General features: G+C 57.3%; 20 protein-coding genes and 2 pseudogenes. 12 read left to right on the top strand and 10 right to left on the bottom strand.

The window, feature by feature from the left end; translation table 11 throughout:
* Positions 1–6: 6 nt before the first annotated feature.
* Positions 7–1167: an ADP-forming succinate--CoA ligase subunit beta gene (sucC, locus tag V7Q41_RS10295; RefSeq protein WP_333845761.1), complete on the bottom strand. Its 1161-nt coding sequence runs from the start codon at positions 1165–1167 to the stop codon at positions 7–9.
* 170 nt (positions 1168–1337) lie between these two features.
* Between sucC and argC the strand changes: the two genes are divergently transcribed.
* Together argC and V7Q41_RS10285 are read left to right on the top strand one after the other, a co-directional pair.
* Entirely contained in the window at positions 1338–2258 is a 921-nt protein-coding gene (argC, locus tag V7Q41_RS10290; protein ID WP_333845760.1) for an N-acetyl-gamma-glutamyl-phosphate reductase, read from the top strand.
* Positions 2259–2283: 25 nt separating this feature from the next.
* Positions 2284–3177, top strand: coding sequence for a LysR substrate-binding domain-containing protein (locus V7Q41_RS10285; protein ID WP_333845758.1), 894 nt, complete (start codon positions 2284–2286; stop codon positions 3175–3177).
* A gap of 46 nt (positions 3178–3223) precedes the next feature.
* On the opposite strand, the gene V7Q41_RS10280 is transcribed toward V7Q41_RS10285, so the two are convergent.
* A complete protein-coding gene (locus V7Q41_RS10280) occupies positions 3224–4474 on the bottom strand; it encodes an aldehyde dehydrogenase family protein (RefSeq protein ID WP_333845757.1) in 1251 nt (416 codons plus the stop codon).
* Positions 4475–4479: 5 nt separating this feature from the next.
* On the opposite strand from V7Q41_RS10280, the pseudogene V7Q41_RS10275 reads away from it, so the two are divergent.
* Positions 4480–4719: pseudogene (locus V7Q41_RS10275) on the top strand (aldehyde dehydrogenase family protein); the annotation flags it as partial.
* Positions 4720–4725: 6 nt separating this feature from the next.
* Positions 4726–5028 carry a PQ-loop domain-containing transporter gene (locus V7Q41_RS10270; protein ID WP_333845756.1) on the top strand — a complete coding sequence of 101 codons (303 nt, stop codon included), beginning with the start codon at positions 4726–4728 and terminating at the stop codon, positions 5026–5028.
* Here the strand turns inward: V7Q41_RS10270 and recX are convergent.
* Both recX and recA read right to left on the bottom strand, forming a co-directional pair.
* Positions 5020–5514 (bottom strand): recombination regulator RecX, encoded by a 495-nt coding sequence (gene recX / locus V7Q41_RS10265; RefSeq protein WP_442918849.1) that lies wholly within the window; start codon positions 5512–5514, stop codon positions 5020–5022. The genes V7Q41_RS10270 and recX overlap by 9 nt on opposite strands.
* Positions 5515–5561: 47 nt before the next feature.
* Positions 5562–6701: a recombinase RecA gene (gene recA / locus V7Q41_RS10260; RefSeq protein WP_333845754.1), complete on the bottom strand. Its 1140-nt coding sequence runs from the start codon at positions 6699–6701 to the stop codon at positions 5562–5564.
* A 140-nt stretch (positions 6702–6841) separates the two neighbouring features.
* Between recA and V7Q41_RS10255 the strand changes: the two genes are divergently transcribed.
* Genes V7Q41_RS10255 through V7Q41_RS10245 form a run of 3 tightly spaced genes read left to right on the top strand, consistent with a single transcriptional unit; the run spans position 6842 to position 9520 of the window.
* Complete coding sequence (locus tag V7Q41_RS10255) at positions 6842–7360, top strand: MarR family winged helix-turn-helix transcriptional regulator (RefSeq protein ID WP_333845753.1); 519 nt, start codon at positions 6842–6844, stop codon at positions 7358–7360.
* A gap of 27 nt (positions 7361–7387) precedes the next feature.
* On the top strand, positions 7388–8062 hold the full coding sequence (locus V7Q41_RS10250; protein ID WP_333845751.1) for a response regulator transcription factor: 675 nt from the start codon (positions 7388–7390) through the stop codon (positions 8060–8062).
* 15 nt (positions 8063–8077) lie between these two features.
* Positions 8078–9520: a sensor histidine kinase gene (locus V7Q41_RS10245; protein ID WP_333845750.1), complete on the top strand. Its 1443-nt coding sequence runs from the start codon at positions 8078–8080 to the stop codon at positions 9518–9520.
* Between the two features lie 42 nt (positions 9521–9562).
* On the opposite strand, the gene V7Q41_RS10240 is transcribed toward V7Q41_RS10245, so the two are convergent.
* On the bottom strand, positions 9563–10753 hold the full coding sequence (locus V7Q41_RS10240; protein WP_333845748.1) for an ABC transporter ATP-binding protein: 1191 nt from the start codon (positions 10751–10753) through the stop codon (positions 9563–9565).
* 59 nt (positions 10754–10812) lie between these two features.
* Between V7Q41_RS10240 and V7Q41_RS10235 the strand changes: the two genes are divergently transcribed.
* The 4 genes from V7Q41_RS10235 (at position 10813) to ahpF (ending at position 16089) form a co-directional block, all read left to right on the top strand.
* On the top strand, positions 10813–12432 hold the full coding sequence (locus V7Q41_RS10235) for an ABC transporter permease (protein ID WP_333845747.1): 1620 nt from the start codon (positions 10813–10815) through the stop codon (positions 12430–12432).
* A gap of 110 nt (positions 12433–12542) precedes the next feature.
* On the top strand, positions 12543–13598 hold the full coding sequence (locus V7Q41_RS10230; protein WP_333845746.1) for an extracellular solute-binding protein: 1056 nt from the start codon (positions 12543–12545) through the stop codon (positions 13596–13598).
* Between the two features lie 195 nt (positions 13599–13793).
* The gene (ahpC, locus tag V7Q41_RS10225) at positions 13794–14357 is read left to right on the top strand and encodes an alkyl hydroperoxide reductase subunit C (RefSeq protein ID WP_333845745.1); all 564 of its coding nucleotides are present in this window, start codon (positions 13794–13796) and stop codon (positions 14355–14357) included.
* A 154-nt stretch (positions 14358–14511) separates the two neighbouring features.
* On the top strand, positions 14512–16089 hold the full coding sequence (gene ahpF / locus V7Q41_RS10220) for an alkyl hydroperoxide reductase subunit F (protein ID WP_333845744.1): 1578 nt from the start codon (positions 14512–14514) through the stop codon (positions 16087–16089).
* A 107-nt stretch (positions 16090–16196) separates the two neighbouring features.
* Here the strand turns inward: ahpF and V7Q41_RS10215 are convergent.
* Together V7Q41_RS10215 and V7Q41_RS10210 are read right to left on the bottom strand one after the other, a co-directional pair.
* Positions 16197–16271, bottom strand: a pseudogene (locus tag V7Q41_RS10215) (rubrerythrin); the annotation flags it as partial.
* A gap of 144 nt (positions 16272–16415) precedes the next feature.
* Positions 16416–16703: a hypothetical protein gene (locus V7Q41_RS10210; RefSeq protein ID WP_333845742.1), complete on the bottom strand. Its 288-nt coding sequence runs from the start codon at positions 16701–16703 to the stop codon at positions 16416–16418.
* 306 nt (positions 16704–17009) lie between these two features.
* Here V7Q41_RS10210 and katG point away from each other — a divergent pair, with 306 nt between their 5' ends.
* Entirely contained in the window at positions 17010–19229 is a 2220-nt protein-coding gene (gene katG / locus V7Q41_RS10205) for a catalase/peroxidase HPI (RefSeq protein ID WP_333845741.1), read from the top strand.
* A gap of 40 nt (positions 19230–19269) precedes the next feature.
* On the opposite strand, the gene V7Q41_RS10200 is transcribed toward katG, so the two are convergent.
* The 3 genes from V7Q41_RS10200 to V7Q41_RS10190 are packed head-to-tail and all read right to left on the bottom strand — an operon-like array spanning position 19270 to position 20893.
* Complete coding sequence (locus tag V7Q41_RS10200; RefSeq protein ID WP_333845740.1) at positions 19270–19464, bottom strand: hypothetical protein; 195 nt, start codon at positions 19462–19464, stop codon at positions 19270–19272.
* Positions 19461–20327: a biotin--[acetyl-CoA-carboxylase] ligase gene (locus V7Q41_RS10195; RefSeq protein ID WP_333845738.1), complete on the bottom strand. Its 867-nt coding sequence runs from the start codon at positions 20325–20327 to the stop codon at positions 19461–19463. The genes V7Q41_RS10200 and V7Q41_RS10195 overlap by 4 nt, the downstream gene beginning before the upstream one ends.
* Positions 20328–20332: 5 nt before the next feature.
* Positions 20333–20893 carry an SET domain-containing protein gene (locus V7Q41_RS10190; protein ID WP_333845736.1) on the bottom strand — a complete coding sequence of 187 codons (561 nt, stop codon included), beginning with the start codon at positions 20891–20893 and terminating at the stop codon, positions 20333–20335.
* Positions 20894–20914: the final 21 nt, after the last annotated feature.

The following is a 20914-nucleotide window of genomic DNA, read 5'->3' as shown; positions in this document are numbered from 1 at the left end:
GTGTCCTTACTTTACAGCGGCAACGATAGCGGTTGCAGCTTCAGCCATGGTGTCGGCAGAAATGATGGGCAGGCCCGAATCGGCCAACATTTTCTTGCCCAACTCGTCGTTGGTGCCCTTCATGCGCACCACCAGCGGCACGGACAGGTTGACAGCGTGGCAAGCGGTGATCACGCCAGTGGCGATGGTGTCGCACTTCATGATGCCGCCGAAGATGTTGACCAAAATGCCCTTGACATTTTTGTTGGCCAGCATGATCTTGAACGCTTCAGTGACTTTTTCGGCTGTTGCGCCGCCGCCCACGTCTAGAAAGTTGGCTGGCTCGCCGCCGAACAACTTGATGGTGTCCATGGTGGCCATGGCCAAGCCAGCACCGTTGACCAAGCAACCGATGTTGCCGTCCAAAGAAATGTAGGCCAAGTCAAACTTGGAAGCCTCCACTTCAGCAGGATCCTCTTCGTCTAAATCGCGGTAAGCCACGATTTCGGGGTGACGGAACAAAGCGTTGGCATCGAAGTTGAACTTCGCATCCAAAGCCATCACGTTGCCTTTGCTGTCGCGGTTCAGTGGGTTGATTTCCACCAAAGAGGCGTCAGTTTCCATGTAGCACTGGTAGAGCTTCTTGAAGATGTCCACGGCTTGCGCGGTGGAGTCAGCGGGCATGCCGATGGCGTCTGCAATCTTTTTGGCTTGCTCGTCGCCCAGACCCGTCAACGGGTCGATGAAATCGGTGATGATTTTCTCGGGCGTGCTATGTGCCACTTCTTCAATGTCCATGCCGCCTTCGCTGGACGCGATGAATGCGACTTTTTGGGTGGCGCGGTCGGTGACCACAGACACGTAATATTCTTTGTTGATGTCGGCACCGTCTTCGATGTAGAGGCGTCGCACTTTTTGACCCTCGGGGCCAGTCTGGTGGGTCTTGAGCTGCATGCCCAAAATCTCTTCAGACAAACGCTTGACGTCTTCTATGGTTTTGGCCACTTTGACGCCGCCGCCTTTGCCACGGCCACCCGCGTGAATTTGAGCTTTCACAACCCACACAGGGCCGCCCAACTTTTGCGCGGCTTCCAACGCTTCTTGCACCGTGAACGCAGGGATCCCGCGTGGCACTGGTACACCAAATTGACGCAAGATTTCCTTGCCTTGGTACTCGTGAATCTTCATGAGATCTCTCTTAGTAATCGGTGGATTTGTAATGTTTCGCAGTTTGTGTGACGCCGATCAGCCTCATTGCACAAAGCCTTAAGACTGTATCATGGTGAATTGCGTCAAACTTTAAATTGGCTTACAAGCGCCTAGCGACGCCTCACTTTTTGAACTTTTTGGCGACAACCATGTCTAAAGTCTTCATTGACGGCGAAGCCGGCACCACAGGTCTACAAATTCGCGAACGCTTAGGCGCCATGCCAGCCATCGATGTTGTCAGCATAGACCCCGCCAAGCGCAAAGACCCCGAAGCCAAACGCGAGTTGATGGCTGGTGTGGATGTGGTTATTTTGTGCCTCCACGACGATCACGCGATGGCGTCGGTTGCCATGATTGACAGCTTGACTGGCCACAAACCCAAAATCATCGATGCCTCTACCGCCCACCGCGTGGCGCCGGGCTGGGTGTACGGTTTTCCAGAACTGGCGGCTGGCCAGCGCGACGCCGTGGTCAACGCCCAACGCGTCGCCAACCCTGGCTGCTATGCCACAGGCGCCATCGCTTTGTTGCGCCCCTTGATCGATGCAGGCTTGGTGCCGGCCGACTTTGCGATTGCTTTGCCTTCAGTCAGCGGCTACTCGGGCGGGGGCCGCGCCATGATTGAAGATTTTGAGGCGGGCAAAGCGCCCCTCTTTGAAGCCTATGCCTTGGGCCTAGAGCACAAGCACATTCCAGAAATCATGGCCTACAGCGGCCTGACCCGTCGCCCCTTGTTTGTGCCCTCGGTGGGCAACTTCAGACAGGGCATGCTGGTGCAGCTGCCCATCCATTTGGACATGTTGCCCGGTCAGCCCAAGGCAAGCGACCTGCATGAGGCGCTCGCCAAACACTATGGCCAGCGCGACAACAGCTGGGTCAGCGTGCATCCGGCCACCGACAACGGCAAGCTTGACGCGACCGCGCTCAACGATACCAACCAACTTGACATCCGCGTGTTCGCCAACGAAACCCATCGCCATGCGGTACTGATGGCGCGGCTGGACAATTTGGGCAAAGGTGCGAGCGGCGCTGCGGTTCAAAACTTGCAACTGATGCTGGGTATGGTTTGATTGCCTGCCTGAGCAGTAACGACGCATGAAGCGCCTGCCCCCCCTGAACGCCTTACGGGCCTTTCACGTCACAGCACAACTCGGTAGCCTGACGAAAGCAGGGACGGCTTTGCATGTGACGCAAGGGGCTGTGAGTCGCCAAGTCAAGTTGCTTGAAGACGCGCTGGGGCGCCCCTTGTTCTTTCGGGTTCACCAAGGCATCAAGCTCACAGAAACTGGCAAGCTACTGGCCGAGGGCTTGCAATCCACCTTCAGTGGGCTGGAGCAATTGATTGAACACATCACGCAAGACCAACGCCGTCAGCAAATCTCCATCAATATCCCGCCCACCTTTGCAACGCGCTGGTTAGCGCCTCGACTTTCCAAGTTTTGCAGCATCTATCCGTTTGTTGACCTTCACATCACCACCAACTGGGTGCAGTCACTTCGCGACAGCGAATCGCACGATTGTTTGGTGGTCTTTGATACCGCCCCTTGGCCCAAAGTGGAGTGCGAACTCTTGATGTATGAAAAGCACGTGATGGTGAGCGATCCCAAATTGTGGCGTCACGACTTGCCCCCCACGCTGAGCCAGCAAACCCTGCTGCACATCCTCAATGGGCCCGATCGTCTGCCCGTCTGGGAGCGTTGGATCGAGCGGCACAATTTGGAGCACATTGATCCCAAGCCAGGCTTGAGCTTCAGCACCTTGGATCAAGCCATCAATGCGGCGCTCAGTGGCGCAGGCGTGGCGATTGTGGATGAGCACATGATTCGACCTGAATTGAGCTCTGGGGCTTTGCGTCTGTTCAATGATTTACACATGGACGGACCTTACGGCTATTGGTTTGTCGATGTCGCCAAAGACGGCGAGCACAAGGCCGTTATTCGCCTGATTCGTGATTGGTTGCGACAAGAATTTGCCAGCGCAAGCAGCTGATTTTTTCTGGCGGGCGCCAAGGCGGTGGCTTGGGCTCGCCTCCAACTCATTCCCGTTGCAAACTGAACCAACTGGATTTGACTTGCATGTAAGAAGTCAAGCTCCCTTGGTGTTTGTCCCGCGAGTTGCCGCTGAGCTTATAGCCACCAAAGGGCTGCGACATGTCGCCGTCTCCAAAGCAGTTCACCCAGGTCACCCCAGCCTCCAAAGCACTGACCATGCGGTGCGCGGTATTCAAATCAGCCGTCCAAACCGCAGCGGCCAAACCAAACTCGGAATCATTGGCCAACATGAGGGCTTCTTGCTCCGTGTCAAACGCTTGTACCGTGGCGACGGGCCCAAACACCTCCTCTTGAACAATCGCCATGCGGTTTTGCACGCCCACATACAAGGCTGGGGCAAGATAAGCGCCCGGACCGGTGAGTGGTTTTGTCGGCAAGACCTGAGTGGCGCCATCGTTTTGAGCTTGTTTCATGCGCGTCAACACCTGGCTCAAATGGGTGTGACTGGCCAATGGCCCCATGGTGGTGGCTGGGTCCAGCGGATCACCGGGTTGGTACATCTCCAGGGTGCGGGCCATGAATCGACTGACAAATTTGTCATGCAATGATCGGTGCACCAGCAAGCGAGAGCCTGCGTTGCACACCTGACCGGCATTGTCATAGATGCCACCGACAGCGCGGTCCACCGCTGCGTCCAAATCATAAAGATCGGGCATGAATATTTGGGGGCTTTTACCGCCTGTCTCTAAGGCCACCCGCTTCATGTTGGACTGACCAGAGTAAGTCATCAAGAGTTTGCCAACTGCTGTTGAACCCGTGAAGGTGATTTTGGCCACATCGCGATGCATGGCCAATGCGCGACCCGCTTCTTGTCCTGTCCCATTGATCAAATTGAACACCCCAGCAGGTCCCCCTGCTTGAACAAATAGCTGCGCCAAGCGTGTGCACGACAAAGGCGCCTGCTCGGCGGGCTTGAGCACCACGCAATTGCCCGCGGCGAGGATCGGTGCAAGCTTCCAAACAGCCATCAACAAGGGGTAGTTCCAAGGGGTGATGGCGCCCACCACACCTAAAGGTTCATGCACGATGGTGTGCAGCACGTTGGACGCTGTGTGGGTCACAGCCCCTTCTAATTTGTCAATGCACTCAGCGTAGAAGCGGATGGTGCGCAACACTTCCGGCAGGTCTATGTTGAGCACATCGGTGATCGGCTTGCCCATGTCCAAACATTCCAACAAGGCCAACTCTGAGGCGTTTTGTTCAATCAAGTTGGCCCAGTGAAACATCACGTCCATGCGTCGACACACCTTTTGGTCTGTCCGCTTACTTTTATAGCAAGGACCTTGCAAGAGTTTGGCGTGTTGCGGAGCAACTGGAAGTGGGTATTGTCGGCGTCAATGAGGGCATCATCTCCACAGAAATAGCCCCTTTTGGCGGCGTCAAAGAATCGGGCCTTGGCCGCGAAGGTTCTCATTACGGCCTTGACGACTACATGGAAGTCAAATACGTTTTGATGGGCGGCTTGCGCAAATCCGTTTGACGCGTGATGATGCCCTTAGAAACTGTGATTGAGCGACTGTATGTCTTGTCTGCGCCTGTCATTTTTTTGGCGTACTTGCCTCAAATTTTCACATTGATACAAAACAAAGATGGCGCACAAAGCACATCTTTGTTGACGTGGTTCATGTGGGTATTGGCGCTCAGCATCAACACGGCCTATGCAGCTTTGGTCAATAAAGATCCAAATTTTCTGCTGTCCGTGGCAAGCAGTTTGTTGGGCACCGTCATCATCTTTGGGCTGGCTGGCTATAAACGTTGGCGCTATTCGCACACCCGCTTTTCATTCTGACAGCCTCGCCGCGTTGTCCACCACTTGGCGCACAACTTCACTGGCAAAACCCCGTCTGTTCAAAAACTGAACTTGCTTGACAAATGCGGCTTGATCGGCGGGCGGGGCGCCAAATTTCTTTCTCCACACTTCGCGGGCCCGCTCTAGCTCGGTGCTGCGCATCTCTTGCACGGCTTGGGTGATGGCCTCTACAGGCAACCCCTTGGCTTGCAATTCTTGACGCACCCGGGATGCACCGAGCTTGGCGGCGCGACGGTTCACGACCGACTCCACCACGCGCTGCTCATTGATGAAGTCTTTGGCCTGCAAAAAATCCAAGGCCTCGGCCAGCTCGCCTGGCGTCTCTTCAAACGGCTTGAGCTTGCGCTCTAACTCCAAGCGCGAATGTTCGCGCTGCGACAGCAAGCGCAAGGCTCGGCCTTTGAGCGAGATTTGAAACCCACTGGCCCTTTTCGCCGGAGGTTTCTCGTCTTCGTTTGAGTCCACGCTGTGTGTCACGAGGCTGGCTTTTAACTGGCGTTAAACATCCAACGTTATGCCACCACGCCATCGGCATCTGCGTCAGCAGCGCCCTTGATGTCTTTGGGCTCCTTCGCGGCCTTCGCTGCCTTGGGGGCTTTTTCTTCTTTCACCGCAGGCGCTTCCACGCCACCGGCCAACAAGGGAATGCCCAAGGATTCACGCACTTTGTTTTCGATCTCGAAAGCCAAGGCCTCGTTCTCACGCAAGAACTCGCGTGCGTTGTCGCGGCCTTGGCCGATTTTTTCGCCGTTGTAGGCGTACCAAGCGCCAGACTTTTCAATCACTTTGGCGTTCACGCCCATGTCAATGATCTCGCCTTGGCGGCTGATGCCTTCGCCAAACAAGATGTCGAACTCGGCCGTCTTGAACGGAGGCGCGACTTTGTTTTTCACCACCTTCACTTTGGTTTCATTGCCCACCGCTTCGTCGCCACGCTTGATGGTGCCGGTGCGGCGAATGTCCAAACGCACCGAGGCGTAGAACTTGAGCGCGTTACCGCCCGTGGTGGTTTCGGGTGAACCAAACATCACGCCAATCTTCATGCGGATTTGGTTGATGAAGATCACCGTGCAGTTGGTCTTCTTGATGGATGCTGTCAACTTGCGCAGCGCCTGGCTCATCAAACGGGCTTGCAGACCAGGCAATGAGTCACCCATGTCGCCTTCGAGTTCAGCTTTGGGTGTGAGTGCGGCCACTGAGTCAATGACCACCAAATCCACCGCGCCTGAGCGCACCAAGCTGTCGACCACCTCGAGCGCTTGTTCGCCGGTGTCGGGTTGGCTGATCAGCAAGTCTTGCAAGTTCACGCCGAGCTTTTGGGCGTATTGCGAATCTAGCGCGTGTTCGGCATCCACAAACGCGCAAGTACCGCCTTGTTTTTGCATCTCGGCGATGACTTGCAAAGTGAGGGTGGTTTTGCCCGATGACTCGGGACCGTAGATTTCAATCACGCGGCCACGGGGCAAACCGCCCACGCCCAAGGCGATGTCCAAGCCCAGCGAGCCGGTCGAGACCACTTGGATGTCGTCAATGACTTCACCTTCGCCCAAGCGCATGATGGTGCCCTTGCCGAATTGTTTTTCGATTTGCGCCAAAGCGGCTTGCAAGGCTTTGGCTTTTTCGCTGTCTGCGACGATCGGTTTGCTGTTCATAAAAATCTCCGTTAAAACACTGGTTGACTGAGAACATCGAGTCACTGTGTTTAACAACAACTGGATGCTTGACCAGTACTTTATCTGAAAGTTAAAACTTGTAAACAGTTTTTTTGGTCAGTTTGCCTTACTATATAGCCATGGCTTCTTCACCCCAATTTTCCACTCAGCAAGACTGGCGACAAGCGCATTTAGGCCGTTTGCTTGGGCATGCCATGCGTCGCTTTGATGCGCGCGTGCTGCACTTGATGGCGCACAACGTGGATGTGCCGTTGGCCTTATCGAACCTAGCCGCGCGCGCACAGGTCAGTGCGGCACACATCCACATCACCCGCCACCTCAGCCTAGGCGGCTCGCGCCTGATGGACTTAGCAGCCAGTGCAGGCATGACCAAACAAGCCATGGGCGACCTCGTCACCCAATGCGAAGCCTGGGGCTTGGTGCAACGCACGCCCGACCCGCAGGACGCCCGCGCACGGCACATTGTGTTCACCGACACCGGGCTTGCTTGGCTGCAGGCCTTTGAGCAAGCGGTCGCGCAAACCGAGGCAGAATTCAAACAAGAAGTTGGCGCTGATGTAGCCACCGTGATCAGCCTAGGGTTAGAGGCCTATGCAGGCGAGGACAGGCGCCTAGAATCACCTACTTGGTCCCTCTAAAAAAACGAACAAAGCTGGAGACAACACATGCGCATCCTGATTGCAGAAGACGACTTGGTCTTGGCCGATGGACTGTTGCGCACCTTGCGTGCCTCTGGTGCAGCCGCTGACCATGTGGCCAGCGGCACAGAAGCCGACGCCGCCTTGATGACCACCGACGAGTTTGACTTGCTCATCTTGGATTTGGGTCTACCCAAAATGCACGGCCTGGAGGTGCTCAAACGGCTGCGCTCGCGCGGCTCCTCCATGCCCGTGCTCATCCTCACGGCGGCTGATGGCGTGGAAGAACGCGTCAAAGGTTTGGACTACGGTGCTGACGATTACATGGCCAAGCCCTTCAGTTTGCAAGAACTCGAAGCACGGGTTCGCGCCCTCACGCGCCGCGGCATGGGGGGCACTTCGTCGTCTATCAAGCACGGCCCGCTGGTCTACGACCAAACGGGTCGTGTCGCCACCATCGACGGCAAGATGGTGGAATTGTCGGCGCGTGAACTCGGCTTACTCGAGGTGCTGTTACAACGCAGCGGTCGCTTGGTCAGCAAAGACCAATTGGTCGAGCGCTTGTGCGAGTGGGGCGAAGAGGTGAGCAACAACGCGATTGAGGTGTACATCCACCGCTTGCGCAAGAAGATTGAAAAAGGCCCCATCCGCATTGCCACTGTTCGTGGTTTGGGCTATTGCCTCGAAAAAATTCCGGGCTAAACACACCGCACGTGCATGGCAAAGCTTTTTCGGCGCGAACAACACTCGCTGTTTGGTGAAATTCTGGATTGGATGCTCACGCCGCTGCTGCTGCTGTGGCCCGTCAGCTTGGCGCTCACTTGGCTGGTGGCACAAAACATTGCAGGCCGACCATTTGACCGTGGCTTGGAGTACAACGTGCAAGCCCTTGCGCAGCTGGTCAAAAGCGATCAAACACGCATGTATTTCAATTTACCGCTGCCTGCCCGGGAGATTTTGCGCGCCGACGATGCGGACTTGATTTACTACCAGGTGCTGGGCACACGTGGCGAGTTTGTGAGTGGAGAGCGGGACTTTCCCTTGCCCCACGACGAGGACGAAGGCCAACTCAATGAGGTGCGCATTCGCGACGACGAAATGCGCGGCGCCGAGGTGCGTGTGGCCTACACCTGGGTGCGCACAGACGTGCCAGGCGCCAAGCCTGTGCTGGTGCAAGTGGGCGAGACGCTTGAAAAGCGCTCGGTGCTTGCCACTGAAATTATCAAAGGCGTCATGCTGCCGCAGTTTGTCATCTTGCCCCTGGCTGTGCTGTTGGTGTGGTTGGCGTTGGCGCGAGGCATACGCCCACTCAACAAACTCGAAGAGCGCATCCGCTTGCGCAGGCCGGATGATTTGAGCCCCTTGGACGAATTCGCGGTGCCCCAAGAAGTGGCGCCTCTGGTGGCCTCCATCAACGATTTGCTCACCCGACTCAAAGAGTCCATCGCCACCCAAAAACGTTTTCTGGCTGATGCCGCTCACCAGCTCAAAACGCCCCTCGCGGGCTTGCGCATGCAAGCCGATTTGGCCCAACGCGCAGACTCGAGCGCAGATGAACTCAAACAGTCCCTCAAACTCATTGGCCGCGCAAGCATTCGGGCCACGCACACCGTCAACCAGTTGTTGTCACTGGCCCGTGCCGAAAGTGGCAACACCCATATTGCACGCAGCCCCTGCGATTTGGTGAGTTTGGTCAGCGATGTGATTCAAGACTCCCTGCCCCGCGCCATGGACAAGTTCATCGACCTTGGCTACGAGGGTGCCGAGCCGGGCAGCTCCGGCGTGCGCGTGATGGGCAACCCCACATTGCTCAAAGAGATGGTGCGCAATTTGGTTGACAACGCCATCAATTACACCCCCTCCACCGAGGATCACCCAGGTGTGATCACCGTGCGGCTGCTGGCCGACAAATTTGGCAAAGTCGTGGTGTTGCAGGTGGAGGACTCCGGGCCCGGCATTCCCGAAGCCGAGCGCGATTTGGTGTTTTTGCCTTTTTACCGTGCATTGGGAACCGAAGCCGACGGTTCGGGCTTGGGCTTGCCCATCGTGATGGAAATTGCAGAACAACACGCGGCTGTGGTGACGCTAGAAGAAGCCAGTCCTGGCAAGCCTATGCCAGGCACAAGGTTCACAGTGCGTTTTTCAAATGCTCAGCTCTAAGCCCATGACGCTGCTTGGGCGAGCCACGCCGCCGCCTGGGTCCTATGGCTTTTGATGAAAGTGAATCGATTGGCCAAGCGCGGGGTTGGGTGGTTGCACGGGTGCGCGTTGGTGAGGCGCAACATGCTCGGCACACGGCATGTTGCACAAGTCATGGCCATTCACAGGACAAGCTCGGTTGAAGGTGACCACATGGTCCACCTCGGCGCGAATGCCAATCCACTCGCCCAACTTGTGGTCGTGGTGACTGGGCACATGCGCCATCACTGACTCGCCTGATTTCAAACGCAGCGTGTACAAAAACTCTGAGCCACGAAATGATTTGCGAATGATCTCGGCCTTCACAGGCGCATCGTCGTCATGCACGATGTCGTCCGCTCGCAGCAGCACATCGCACTCGCCCGAGGCAAATGTGCAAGGCAGCGGACACTCGGCCACGTCCACCAAATCGCCCATGGGGGTGTGCACCACAATTTGGTTGTTTTCTTCGCGCAGTGTGGCCGGTGTGAACACACCGTGGCCAATGAACTCGGCCACAAATCGGGTGGCGGGGCGGTGGTAGAGCGTGTAGGCATCGTCCCACTGGTGTAGCCGGCCTTCTGACATCACGCCAATCACGTCACCAATGGCAAAGGCCTCCATTTGGTCGTGCGTGACAAACAAAGCGGTGGTTTGCGCCTCTTTCAATATGCCGCGCACCTCCAAAGCCAAACGTTCACGCAACTCAACATCCAGGTTGGAGAACGGCTCGTCGAGCAACAACAACTGCGGCTTAGGCGCCAACGCACGGGCCAAGGCCACGCGCTGTTGCTGCCCTCCCGACAGCTCGTGCGGATAGCGCTTTGCACTGGTGCTCAGACCGACCAGCGCCAGCACCTCGCGCACACGCGCTTCACGCTCTAAACGTGGCTGCTGGTGCAAGCCAAAACTCACGTTGTCTTGCACGCTCAGGTGGGGGAACAGGGCGTAGTCTTGAAACACCATGCCAATGCGACGCGACTCGGGAGCCGCATGCACACTGGCGCTGCTGACCACCGATTGGGCTAAACGAAGCTCTCCTGCACTGACCCGCTCAAGACCGGCTACAGCACGCAACAGCGTGGTTTTGCCACAACCCGACGGACCAATCAGCACGCCCATTTCACCCGCGCGCAGACCCAAGCTGACGCGGTCCACCGATGGGCGGCTACGTTCAGGGTAGCTGACAGATAGTTGGGCAATATCTAAAAACATGGCGTCATTGTAGAGACGGCCTTGAATGCCACAGCTTGTGCGGCTACCTACAATGCCGCATGGTTTTTAGCTTTCGCTTGTTTTTACGCTGTGTGCTGGTCATGCTGACCTTGTTGTTGGCATTGCCAGTGTTGACTGTGCTGTTTTCATGGGCACAGTGGAACGATGCATCGGCCAGCATCTTGGCCGAGATGGCAGGCACCGTGCTGCCCGACTATGTGGGCACCTCGCTGCTGCTATGCCTGCTGGTGAGCGTGGGCGTCATCAGCATGGGCACCGTTTCTGCGGCGGTGGTGACCTTGTTTGACTTTCCGATGCGCCGCAACTTGGAGTGGGCGCTGCTCTTGCCCTTGGCCATGCCCGCCTACGTCGTGGCCTATGCCTACACCGACTATCTTCAATTCAGCGGGCCACTGCAAACTGGCATTCGCGCTGCGTTTGGCCTTGAGGGCCGCGTGTTTCCGGAAGTACGCAATGTCTGGGGCGCGGCCTGTGTGTTCACCCTCGCCTTGTACCCCTATGTGTATTTGTTGGCCCGTACCGCGCTCTCAGAGCGTGCCAACCATTTGATGGAAGCAGCCCGCTTGCTGGGTGCTCCGTTGTCGCGCCGCATTCTTCGCGTGGCCTTGCCACTGGCGCGCCCCGCGATTGCAGCGGGCACGGCTTTGGCCTTGATGGAAACGCTGGCCGACTTTGGCGTGTCGAGCTACTTTGGTATCCAGACCTTCACTGCTGGCATTTACAAAGCTTGGTTGGTCATGGACAACCGCATCGCCGCTGCACAACTGGCCACTTTGCTGCTGTTGGTGGTGGTGGTCTTGTTGGCGGCAGAGCAGCGCGCGCAATCACGCTTGCGGTTTTCCAGCGGCCGTGTGGATCGCGTTGGCAACGAGTCGCAGCCTTTGAAGCTGCATGGCGCCTCTGCCGCTTTGGCGTGGACTTTGTGCGTGCTGCCTGTGTTGTGCGGTTTTGTGTTGCCCGTGCTCTTCATGTTGCGCGCTTTGATGCAAGGTGAGGGCGTGATGGACTTGCCTTGGGCCCGCTTTGTGCAATGGTCGATCACCAGCTTGTCGCTGGGAGGCATGACCGCCCTGCTGGCCGTGGGCGCTGCCTTGCTGTTGGCGGCCCTGGCCCGCTTGCACCCCAACTGGCTGACGCGCCAAGTGCTGGGCGTGGTGAGCCTGGGCTATGCCGTGCCAGGAGCTGTGATTGTGGTGGGCTTGCTGTTGCCTGTGGGCTGGGTGCAAGCCACCTGGCCCCAATCGGGCGTAGGCTTTTGGTTGACGGCCACAGTGTTGGGCTTGGTGTGGGCTTATTTGGTGCGATTTGTGGCGGTGGCCTTGCAGTCGGTCCAAAGCGGCTATGCACGCGTGCCCCCATCGCTCGATGACAGTGCGCGCATGTTGGGTATTTCAGGTTTTTCGTTGGTCCACCGCGTGCATTGGCCTTTGCTTAAAAAACCACTCGCAGCGGCCGCGTTGCTGGTGCTGGTCGATGTGATGAAAGAGCTGCCCGCCACCTTGGTGCTGCGCCCTTTCAACACCGACACCTTGGCCGTCATGGCCTACCAACTCGCCCGCGATGAACGCTTGGGCGAAGCCGCACTCCCCTCGCTGGCTTTGGTGTTGGTGGGCTTGCTGCCCGTGATTTTGCTCAGCCGCACGCTGCGTCGCAGCTAAGCCAAGGGCATTCAACCTGCGCTTTTCACAGGGCATTTGATCCAAGTCAAATGATAATGATTCGCATTTGATGTACACTGGGTCCAAGATTTTTTACTTGGAACCGCTTCATGCGCCGCACCCTCACCGTTTTGTCCTTGGCTATTTCTGCTGTCTCTGCTGGCTTGTTCAGCGCACCCGTCTTGGCCAACGATCAAGTCATCAACCTGTACTCAGCGCGCCACTACCCCACCGATGAGGCGCTGTACAGCGACTTCACCAAGGCCACGGGCATCAAAATCAACCGCGTTGATTCGGACGACGCAGGCATCATCGCGCGCCTCAAAGCCGAAGGCAGTGCCTCACCCGCTGACGTGATCTTGTTGGTAGACGCCGCTCGCTTGTGGCGTGGCGAGGTGGATGGCTTGTTCTTGCCCATCAAGTCCAAAGCTTTGGAAACAGCCATTCCCTCTCAGCTGCGCGCCAAGCCCACCGACGACGGCACCGCTTGGTTTGGCTTGTCCACCCGCGCTCGCGTGGTGGTGTACGACAAGCTCAAAGTCAACAAGGCCGATGTGGACACCTACCAAGAGTTGGCTGACACCAAGAACAAAGGCAAGTTGTGCATCCGTTCGGGCTCGCATCCCTACAACCTGAGCTGGTTTGGTGCCATGATCGAACACCTTGGACCTGCTGCCACGGAAGTCTGGCTCAAAGGCATGGTCGACAACATGGCGCGCGCACCCAAGGGCGGGGACACCGACCAAATCAAAGCGGTGGCCAGCGGCGAGTGCGGCATAGCGGTGACCAACACTTACTACTTGGCACGTCTGATGCGCTCAACCACCCCCGCGGACAAGGCCGTGACTGAGCGCGTGGGCGTGGTGTTTCCCAACCAACAAAGCTGGGGCACGCATGTGAACGTGGCGGGTGGTGCGGTGGCGCGTCACGCCAAGAACCAAGCCAACGCGGTCAAGTTTTTGGAATACCTCGTCAGCCCCGACGCGCAAAACCACTTTGCCAACGGCAACAACGAGTGGCCCGTGGTCAAAGGCATGAAGCTGGACAACCCCGCCCTCCAAGCCATGACCGGCGGCAGCTTCAAGAGCGAGCTGGTGCCCATCAGCGCCGTGGGCATGAACCAAATCAAGGTGCAACAGATGTTGGACCGCGTGGGATTTAAGTAATTCACCCATTGTTGGCCTGGCCTCAGTGAGGGGCTGAATTTGACCCAATCGTGACATTCAGACCGAACGGTGCAATGCTTTTTTCAATCGGGCTCATTGAGACAAGCAATCAGGGTTTTTACTTTTAGGGTTTACCATAGATTTAATGAGTTCGGCTCATTCAATAGTTTTTATCAACCCTGCCTCGGAGCTCCCATGTCACTGATCAACACGCAAGTACCTGCATTCAAAAACCAAGCTTTCCACAACGGCAAGTTCATCGAAGTCACCGAAGCCAGCCTCAAAGGCAAATGGAACGTGTTCATCTTCATGCCAGCCGCGTTCACCTTCAACTGCCCCACAGAAATCGAAGACGCGGCTGACAACTACGCAGCTTTTCAAAAGGTCGGCGCTGAGGTGTACATCGTCACCACCGACACGCACTTCTCACACAAAGTGTGGCACGAGACATCGCCTGCTGTGGGCAAAGCCAAGTTTCCATTGATCGGCGACCCCACCCACAAGCTGACACGCGCTTTTGGCGTGCACATCGAAGAAGACGGCCTGGCCTTGCGCGGCACCTTCGTGATCAACCCAGAAGGCATGATCAAAACCATGGAAGTGCACTCCAACGAAATCGCACGTGACGTGTCTGAGACATTGCGCAAGCTGACCGCCGCTCAGTACACCGCCGCCAACCCCGGCCAAGTGTGCCCAGCGAAATGGAAAGAAGGCGCCAAGACTTTGGCTCCTTCCATCGACTTGGTCGGCAAGATCTAATTTCAAAGACCTGCTAGCGCAGGTCGTTGAGTGCAGCGCACAGCGGAGACCCAACGTGCGTTGTCCTGAACGAACCCCACCCCAATAGAACCACTGAGGCCAGCGCCACAAGCGCATGGCCTGAGGCCTTTGCACCCTGAAACCGGAGAACCCCATGCTCGACGACGCGCTCAAAACACAACTTCAACAGTACCTCGCCTTGCTGCGTCAGCCCATCCGCTTGATCGCCTCACTCGACGACAGCGACACCGGCAAAGACATGGGCGAATTGCTGAGCACCATCGTGGGCCTGTCTGACAAAGTCACCCTCGACACGTCGGGCACCGATGCACGCAAGCCGTCATTTGCCGTGGTGCGTGAGAACGAAACCCAAGGCGTGCGTTTCGCGGGCCTGCCACTCGGCCACGAGTTCACCTCGCTGGTGTTGGCGCTGTTGTGGACCGGCGGCCACCCACCCAAGGTGGCGCAAGAGGTGATCGACAGCATCAAGGGGCTCAATCCTGTTGCTGGTGGCGACCTCAACTTTGAGGTCTACATGTCCCTGAGCTGCCATAACTGCCCCGACGTGGTGCAAGCGCTCGCGCTCATGGCCATCGTCAACCCCAAGATCAAGACCGTGGTGATTGAAGGCGGCGCGTTCCAAAAGGAAGTGGAAGAGCGCCAAATCATGGCCGTGCCCATGGTGTTTTTGAACGGCCAAGTATTTGGCTCGGGCCGCATGAGTGTGGAAGAAATCGTGGCCCAACTCGACACCCATGCGGCCTCCCGCGATGCGGCCAAGATGAGCGACAAAGCCCCCTACGACATGTTGGTTGTCGGCGGCGGCCCCGCTGGCGCGGCAGCTGCGGTGTACGCGGCCCGCAAAGGCATTCGCGTGGGGATTGCAGCTGAGCGTTTTGGCGGTCAGTTGAACGACACCATGTCGATCGAAAACTACATTTCGGTGCTCGAGACCAACGGCCCGAAACTGGCCGCCGACTTGCAAGCGCAAGTGCACCACTACGGCGTGGACGTGATGAACATGCAACGCGCCAGCCAAATTGTGGCCGCGTCCGAAGAAGGTGGCTTGACCGAGGTGCACTTAGAAAACGGCGGCGTGCTCAAAGCCAAGAGCGTGATCTTGTCCACGGGCGCACGTTGGCGCAATGTGAATGTGCCCGGCGAGGCCGAGTACAAAAACAAAGGCGTGGCCTATTGCCCCCATTGCGATGGCCCCTTGTTCAAAGGCAAGCGGGTGGCCGTGATTGGTGGCGGCAACTCAGGGGTGGAAGCCGCCATTGACTTGGCAGGCTTGGTCGAGCACGTGACCTTGATTGAGTTTGCCGAACAGCTCAAGGCCGATGCCGTGTTGGTCAACAAGCTCAAAAGCTTGCCCAATGTAACCATCCACGCCAATGCCCAAACCACCGAAATCACGGGCGAAGGCGGCAAGGTCAATGGCTTGAGCTACAAAGACCGCGCGACAAATGATGTGCATCACGTCGCGCTCGCTGGCGTGTTTGTGCAAATCGGCTTGATACCCAACACCGAGTTCTTGAAAGGCACCTTGGACTTGAGCAAGTTCGGTGAAATCGAGGTGGATGACAAAGGCCACACCAGCCTACCCGGCGTGTTTGCAGCGGGCGACTGCACCACCGTGCCTTTCAAGCAAATCATCATCGCAGCGGGTGAGGGGTCAAAAGCGGCGTTGTCCGCCTTTGATTACTTGATTCGCCAGCCTGTGATGGCCTAAAGCCACCGGCTGGCGAATCAAGTCACCCGCCAAGCTTGCCAAGGCATCGGAAGCGACCCACGCATGGCGGGTGTCAGCTCAAAGCGCACAAAGTGGACAGCGGCGCTTTCAAAGTCAGCCTTGTTTGCAACATACAAATATCGACGGTTGGCTTGAGCCTCGCTCGCAAAGGCGTCTTGCAGGCATTACTCCGTGCGCGAGCCTTTCAATGCTGCCATGGTGTGCTCCCAGTGGATCGTTGAATTATCTAGACAGATTTGTCAAATTCACCCGCATCGTGTCAGGTATTTGTGACAAATGGGCCGCTCAGCTTCACTGAGCTGACTTCAATCAGCCCACTGCACCACCGGCCCTAATTTACGCTGTGCCAAAAACAAGGCTTCACGCAGGCTCAACGCCACGCCCCCATCGTGCCAATGTGGCGTCAGCCCCGGGGGCTGGTAGCGAACATAAAAGCAATCCGCCACGCGATCGGCGGCCAGCTCAGACGGATCTTCTGGGTCATGTGTGCCACACAGCATGTCGTGCTGCACGATGCGCACGGGGCACGCCGTCAAGCCGCCATAAAACCAAAGACCTTGCCGGACTGCAGGCAGGTGATCAATGTTGTCCATCGCATTCGCTCCTTCATAAAAGAGACGCCCCATGCTAAAAAAAGCGGTTAGGCTTGGCACGATGGATAACCCTAATAGAAAGACTCAAGTAGATTGACATTGACTATTACAAGAATAGAAAGAATCATGTGGTGTCGATGGCTTGTCCATCAACAATCGGAGCACCTTGATTTGCCAAGGAGCGCTTGAGCAGCCAAATAAAAACACATTCGCTTTCGCGCTCCCAGATGAAATGCGCGCCAAGAGGGCGTTGGCTTTCAAGCACCAAGGTTTGTTTTCATCCATTTCACAACCAGGAGTTAGTTCATGAGTCAAAGTTCAACGGCCGGAAAATGCCCGTTCCAAGCAGGTCCAGGGGCACGCAGCACCAACGGCGCCCAGTCCAATGCCCATTGGTGGCCCAACCAAATCAACCTCGCCATCTTGCACCAGCACCAACCCGTGTCCAACCCGATGGGGGTCGATTTTGATTACCACACCGAGTTCAAAAAGCTAGATTACGCTGCACTCAAAAAAGATTTGGCCGCCTTGATGACGCAGTCACAAGACTGGTGGCCAGCCGACTGGGGCCATTACGGTGGTTTGTTCATTCGCCTCTCATGGCACGCGGCGGGCACCTACCGCACCGCGGACGGCCGCGGAGGTGCAAACACCGGCAACCAACGTTTTGCACCTATCAACAGCTGGCCCGACAACGGCAACTTGGACAAGGGTCGGCGCCTGTTGTGGCCCATCAAGAAAAAGTACGGCAACAAAATCTCATGGGCTGACCTGTTTGTGTTGTGCGGCAACGTGGCCATGGAGACCATGGGCTTCAAGACTTTCGGTTTTGGCGGCGGCCGCGCTGACATTTGGGCCCCCGAGGAGGATGTGTACTGGGGCGCCGAAAAAGAATGGCTGGCCACCAGCGACAAGCCCAACAGCCGCTACAGCGGCGACCGCGAACTCGCAAGCCCACTGGCTGCTGTGCAAATGGGCCTGATCTATGTGAACCCACAAGGCCCAGATGGCAACCCTGACCCCTTGTTGTCAGGCAAAGATGTGCGCGAAACCTTCGCCCGCATGGCCATGAACGACTACGAAACCGTGGCCTTGGTGGCTGGCGGCCACACCTTTGGCAAGATGCACGGTGCTGGCGACCCCGCCAAAGTCGGGCCCGAGCCAGAAGGCGCGCCCATGCACGAGATGGGCTTTGGCTGGATCAACAGCCATGGCACTGGCAAAGGTGGTGACACCACCACCAGCGGCTTTGAAGGCGCTTGGAAGCCCAACCCAACCACTTGGGACATGGGTTATTTCAAAGTGTTGTTCAAGTATGAATGGGAAAAGGTCAACAGCCCAGCGGGTGCCATCCAGTGGACGGCCAAGAACTGCGCGCCTGAGGACATGATTCCTGATGCGCACGACCCCAGCAAGAAGCACGCACCCATGATGACCACGGCTGACCTGTCGCTGCGCTTTGATCCCGCTTACGAAAAAGTCTCTCGCCACTTCTATGCCCACCCCGAAGAGTTTGCCGATGCCTATGCCCGCGCTTGGTTCAAGCTGACCCACCGCGACATGGGTCCAAAGAGCCTCTACCTCGGCCCAGAAGTGCCCGCCGAAGACCTGATTTGGCAAGACCCCATCCCCGCACTCACCCACGCTGTGGTGGACGCCAGCGACATTGCCAGCCTCAAAGCCAAAATTTTGGCCAGCGGCGTCAGCGTGTCGGAATTGGTGGCGGCCGCTTGGAGCTCGGCCAGCACCTTCCGCGGCTCAGACAAGCGCGGCGGCGCCAACGGCGCACGCGTGCGCTTGGCCCCACAAAAAGACTGGGAAGCCAACGACCCAGCACATCTGGCCAAGGTCTTGTCTGCGCTGGAGAAAATCCAGAAAGACTTCAACGCCAGCGCCTCAGGCGGCAAGCAAGTCTCCTTGGCTGATCTGATTGTGTTGGGTGGCAGCGCGGCGGTTGAGGCAGCGGCAAAAGCAGCAGGCCACAGCGTGGTAGTGCCTTTTGCCCCAGGTCGCACAGACGCAACGGCTGAGCACACAGATGCCGAGTCTTTTGCTGTGTTGGAACCCGTCGCCGATGGCTTTCGCAACTACCAAAAGAAAGCCTACCGCATGCACGCCGAAGAGATGTTGGTCGACAAGGCGCAGTTGCTGAACTTGAGCGCGCCCGAAATGACGGTGCTCGTCGGTGGTTTGCGTGTGTTGGGTGCCAACACCGGGGGCAGCAAGCACGGCGTGTTCACCGATCGCGTGGGCCAGCTGACCAATGACTTCTTTGTCAACCTGACCGACATGGGCGTTGCTTGGCATCCCACCGATGCCAGCGAAGAAGCTTTTGCGGGGCATGACCGCAAAACCGGCGCTGTGAAGTGGACAGGCACACGCGTGGACTTGGTGTTTGGCTCGAATTCACAGCTGCGCGCCATCTCCGAGTTGTATGCCCAAGATGACAACGCGGGCAAGTTCGTGCACGACTTCGTCGCGGCATGGACCAAGGTGATGAACCTCGACCGCTTCGACTTGCAGTAAGCACCCCACCCCTTCGTGACGCAAAACGAAGGGCGTGCTTTTATTTGGACTCAGACGCTGCTGGCCGAACTGTCAGCAGCGCTGGGTCCACTTGGTTTTCTATGCGCTGTGGTTCTTGCACGGGCTTGGGGCCTAGGCCCAAAAAGCGCAAGCCCCCGTCGTTCCACAACCAATACACCAGGTTGGTCGCCGCCAAGATATAGACCACGTTGCGCAATATCAATTTCGAGTTCATAAATCCACCTTCGTCTGTTGAATGGGCTCAACCGGCCGCACGCTGAGCTCTGCGCTGCTGATGACCTGTATGCCTTGATCTGTCTCTACCCGCATGGCGCCTGTGGCGTCGACGCCCTTGGCTAAGCCGTGGCGACCATCGCTGAGCGTGACCTTGAGGTTGTACAAAGCATCGCGGGCGTTGAACGCATTTTGCAGTGGCGCAAAGCCAGTGCGCTCGAACGCCAACAACGTCGCCAGCAAGGGCTCGGCCACATGCATCAAGGCTTGGGGTGCGGTGATGCCGCTTTGCAGGTCTTGCAGGCCCAAGGGCGCTGTGGACAGCCCCTCGGCAACTGGTTGAGCGATGTTGATGCCCACACCCACCACGCAATATCTGCCTTGTTCTCGGCCATGGCTTGGGCCATCGTCACCGCTGTGGCTGATGCCCGTGGGCAAGGCTGTCTCAATCAAGATGCCAGCCAATTTACCCCAGCAGGTGGGCTCGCTTGTGGCCATAGGCGGACGCTTCACCCACAAATCATTGGGCCACTTCAAACGCACACCCAGTTCGCCTTGCGAATCCAAGCTACGCGCCAGCGACAAGCCCACCGCCAATGACAGGCCAGACCAATCGGCAGGCTTGAGCATGAGCCCCAGTGAGAAGGTGAGCGCTTGGCCCGCTTCGCCGTGCCAGGGGCGTCCTAGGCGACCGCGGCCAGCGGTTTGGGATTCAGCCACCAAGAGTGTGGGCTCGGTTTGGCCCGCACGGGCGCGGCGCATGAGCTCGGTGTTGGTGGAGTCAATTTCTGGCAGCACCTCGACCGTCAAGCCTGGCTGCTGGGCCACCAACGCAAGCCAGAGATCTTCAGCGGGCCAGATCATGCGGCTCAGCCTTTTTTGGCCTTGACCTTTTTAGGTTTTTTAGATGATTGATTGGCTTTGGCGTCTTTGCCTTTGGGGAATTCAGAGGTGGAAGACAACAAGGTGCCTCGGCACTTCTTTGCACCACACCAGCACGGATATTCGAGCTTGAGCTCTTTGGTCATCGGCGCATCAATGACCAGGCCGTAGTCGTAGTTCAGCTCTTCGCCAGCCTTGATGTCGCGAATGGCTTTGATGAACACGCGGCCATCTTCCTCATCGGGCTGGCAGCTGGGCTTGCACGAGTGGTTGATCCAGCGTGAGGAGTTGCCGCCGTACTTGGCGTCAATCACATGCTTGTCATCGATGTGAAAGTAAAACGTGTGGTTGGGGTCGCTCGGGTCGTGCGGGTGGCGACGCAGCGCCTCTTTCCAGCTGATGCGCTCGCCCACGTACTCAATGATGGTTTCGCCCTTGGCAAAATCCGTCAACGCAAAAACGCCCTTGCCATGCACGCCTGAGCGACGGGTTTGAATGCGACGTCCTTTGATGGGGGCGGAGGTTGGGGCGGTGGATTTTTTGGGCAAGGTGTTTTTTCTGTTAACTTT

This window comes from Limnohabitans sp., from assembly GCF_036804465.1.
GTDB lineage: Bacteria > Pseudomonadota > Gammaproteobacteria > Burkholderiales > Burkholderiaceae_C > Limnohabitans.
This window is presented reverse-complemented; position numbering and strand designations above follow the sequence as displayed.

Excerpts from the sequence above, each read along its gene's own strand:
- sucC (WP_333845761.1), bottom strand. The coding sequence starts at position 1,167 with ATGAAGATTCACGAGTACCAAGGCAAGGAAATCTTGCGTCAATTTGGT.
- argC (WP_333845760.1), top strand. The coding sequence starts at position 1,338 with ATGTCTAAAGTCTTCATTGACGGCGAAGCCGGCACCACAGGTCTACAA.
- V7Q41_RS10285 (WP_333845758.1), top strand. The coding sequence starts at position 2,284 with ATGAAGCGCCTGCCCCCCCTGAACGCCTTACGGGCCTTTCACGTCACA.
- V7Q41_RS10280 (WP_333845757.1), bottom strand. The coding sequence starts at position 4,474 with ATGGACGTGATGTTTCACTGGGCCAACTTGATTGAACAAAACGCCTCA.
- V7Q41_RS10270 (WP_333845756.1), top strand. The coding sequence starts at position 4,726 with ATGATGCCCTTAGAAACTGTGATTGAGCGACTGTATGTCTTGTCTGCG.
- recA (WP_333845754.1), bottom strand. The coding sequence starts at position 6,701 with ATGAACAGCAAACCGATCGTCGCAGACAGCGAAAAAGCCAAAGCCTTG.
- V7Q41_RS10255 (WP_333845753.1), top strand. The coding sequence starts at position 6,842 with ATGGCTTCTTCACCCCAATTTTCCACTCAGCAAGACTGGCGACAAGCG.
- V7Q41_RS10250 (WP_333845751.1), top strand. The coding sequence starts at position 7,388 with ATGCGCATCCTGATTGCAGAAGACGACTTGGTCTTGGCCGATGGACTG.
- V7Q41_RS10245 (WP_333845750.1), top strand. The coding sequence starts at position 8,078 with ATGGCAAAGCTTTTTCGGCGCGAACAACACTCGCTGTTTGGTGAAATT.
- V7Q41_RS10240 (WP_333845748.1), bottom strand. The coding sequence starts at position 10,753 with ATGTTTTTAGATATTGCCCAACTATCTGTCAGCTACCCTGAACGTAGC.
- V7Q41_RS10235 (WP_333845747.1), top strand. The coding sequence starts at position 10,813 with ATGGTTTTTAGCTTTCGCTTGTTTTTACGCTGTGTGCTGGTCATGCTG.
- V7Q41_RS10230 (WP_333845746.1), top strand. The coding sequence starts at position 12,543 with ATGCGCCGCACCCTCACCGTTTTGTCCTTGGCTATTTCTGCTGTCTCT.
- ahpC (WP_333845745.1), top strand. The coding sequence starts at position 13,794 with ATGTCACTGATCAACACGCAAGTACCTGCATTCAAAAACCAAGCTTTC.
- ahpF (WP_333845744.1), top strand. The coding sequence starts at position 14,512 with ATGCTCGACGACGCGCTCAAAACACAACTTCAACAGTACCTCGCCTTG.
- V7Q41_RS10210 (WP_333845742.1), bottom strand. The coding sequence starts at position 16,703 with ATGGACAACATTGATCACCTGCCTGCAGTCCGGCAAGGTCTTTGGTTT.
- katG (WP_333845741.1), top strand. The coding sequence starts at position 17,010 with ATGAGTCAAAGTTCAACGGCCGGAAAATGCCCGTTCCAAGCAGGTCCA.
- V7Q41_RS10200 (WP_333845740.1), bottom strand. The coding sequence starts at position 19,464 with ATGAACTCGAAATTGATATTGCGCAACGTGGTCTATATCTTGGCGGCG.
- V7Q41_RS10195 (WP_333845738.1), bottom strand. The coding sequence starts at position 20,327 with ATGATCTGGCCCGCTGAAGATCTCTGGCTTGCGTTGGTGGCCCAGCAG.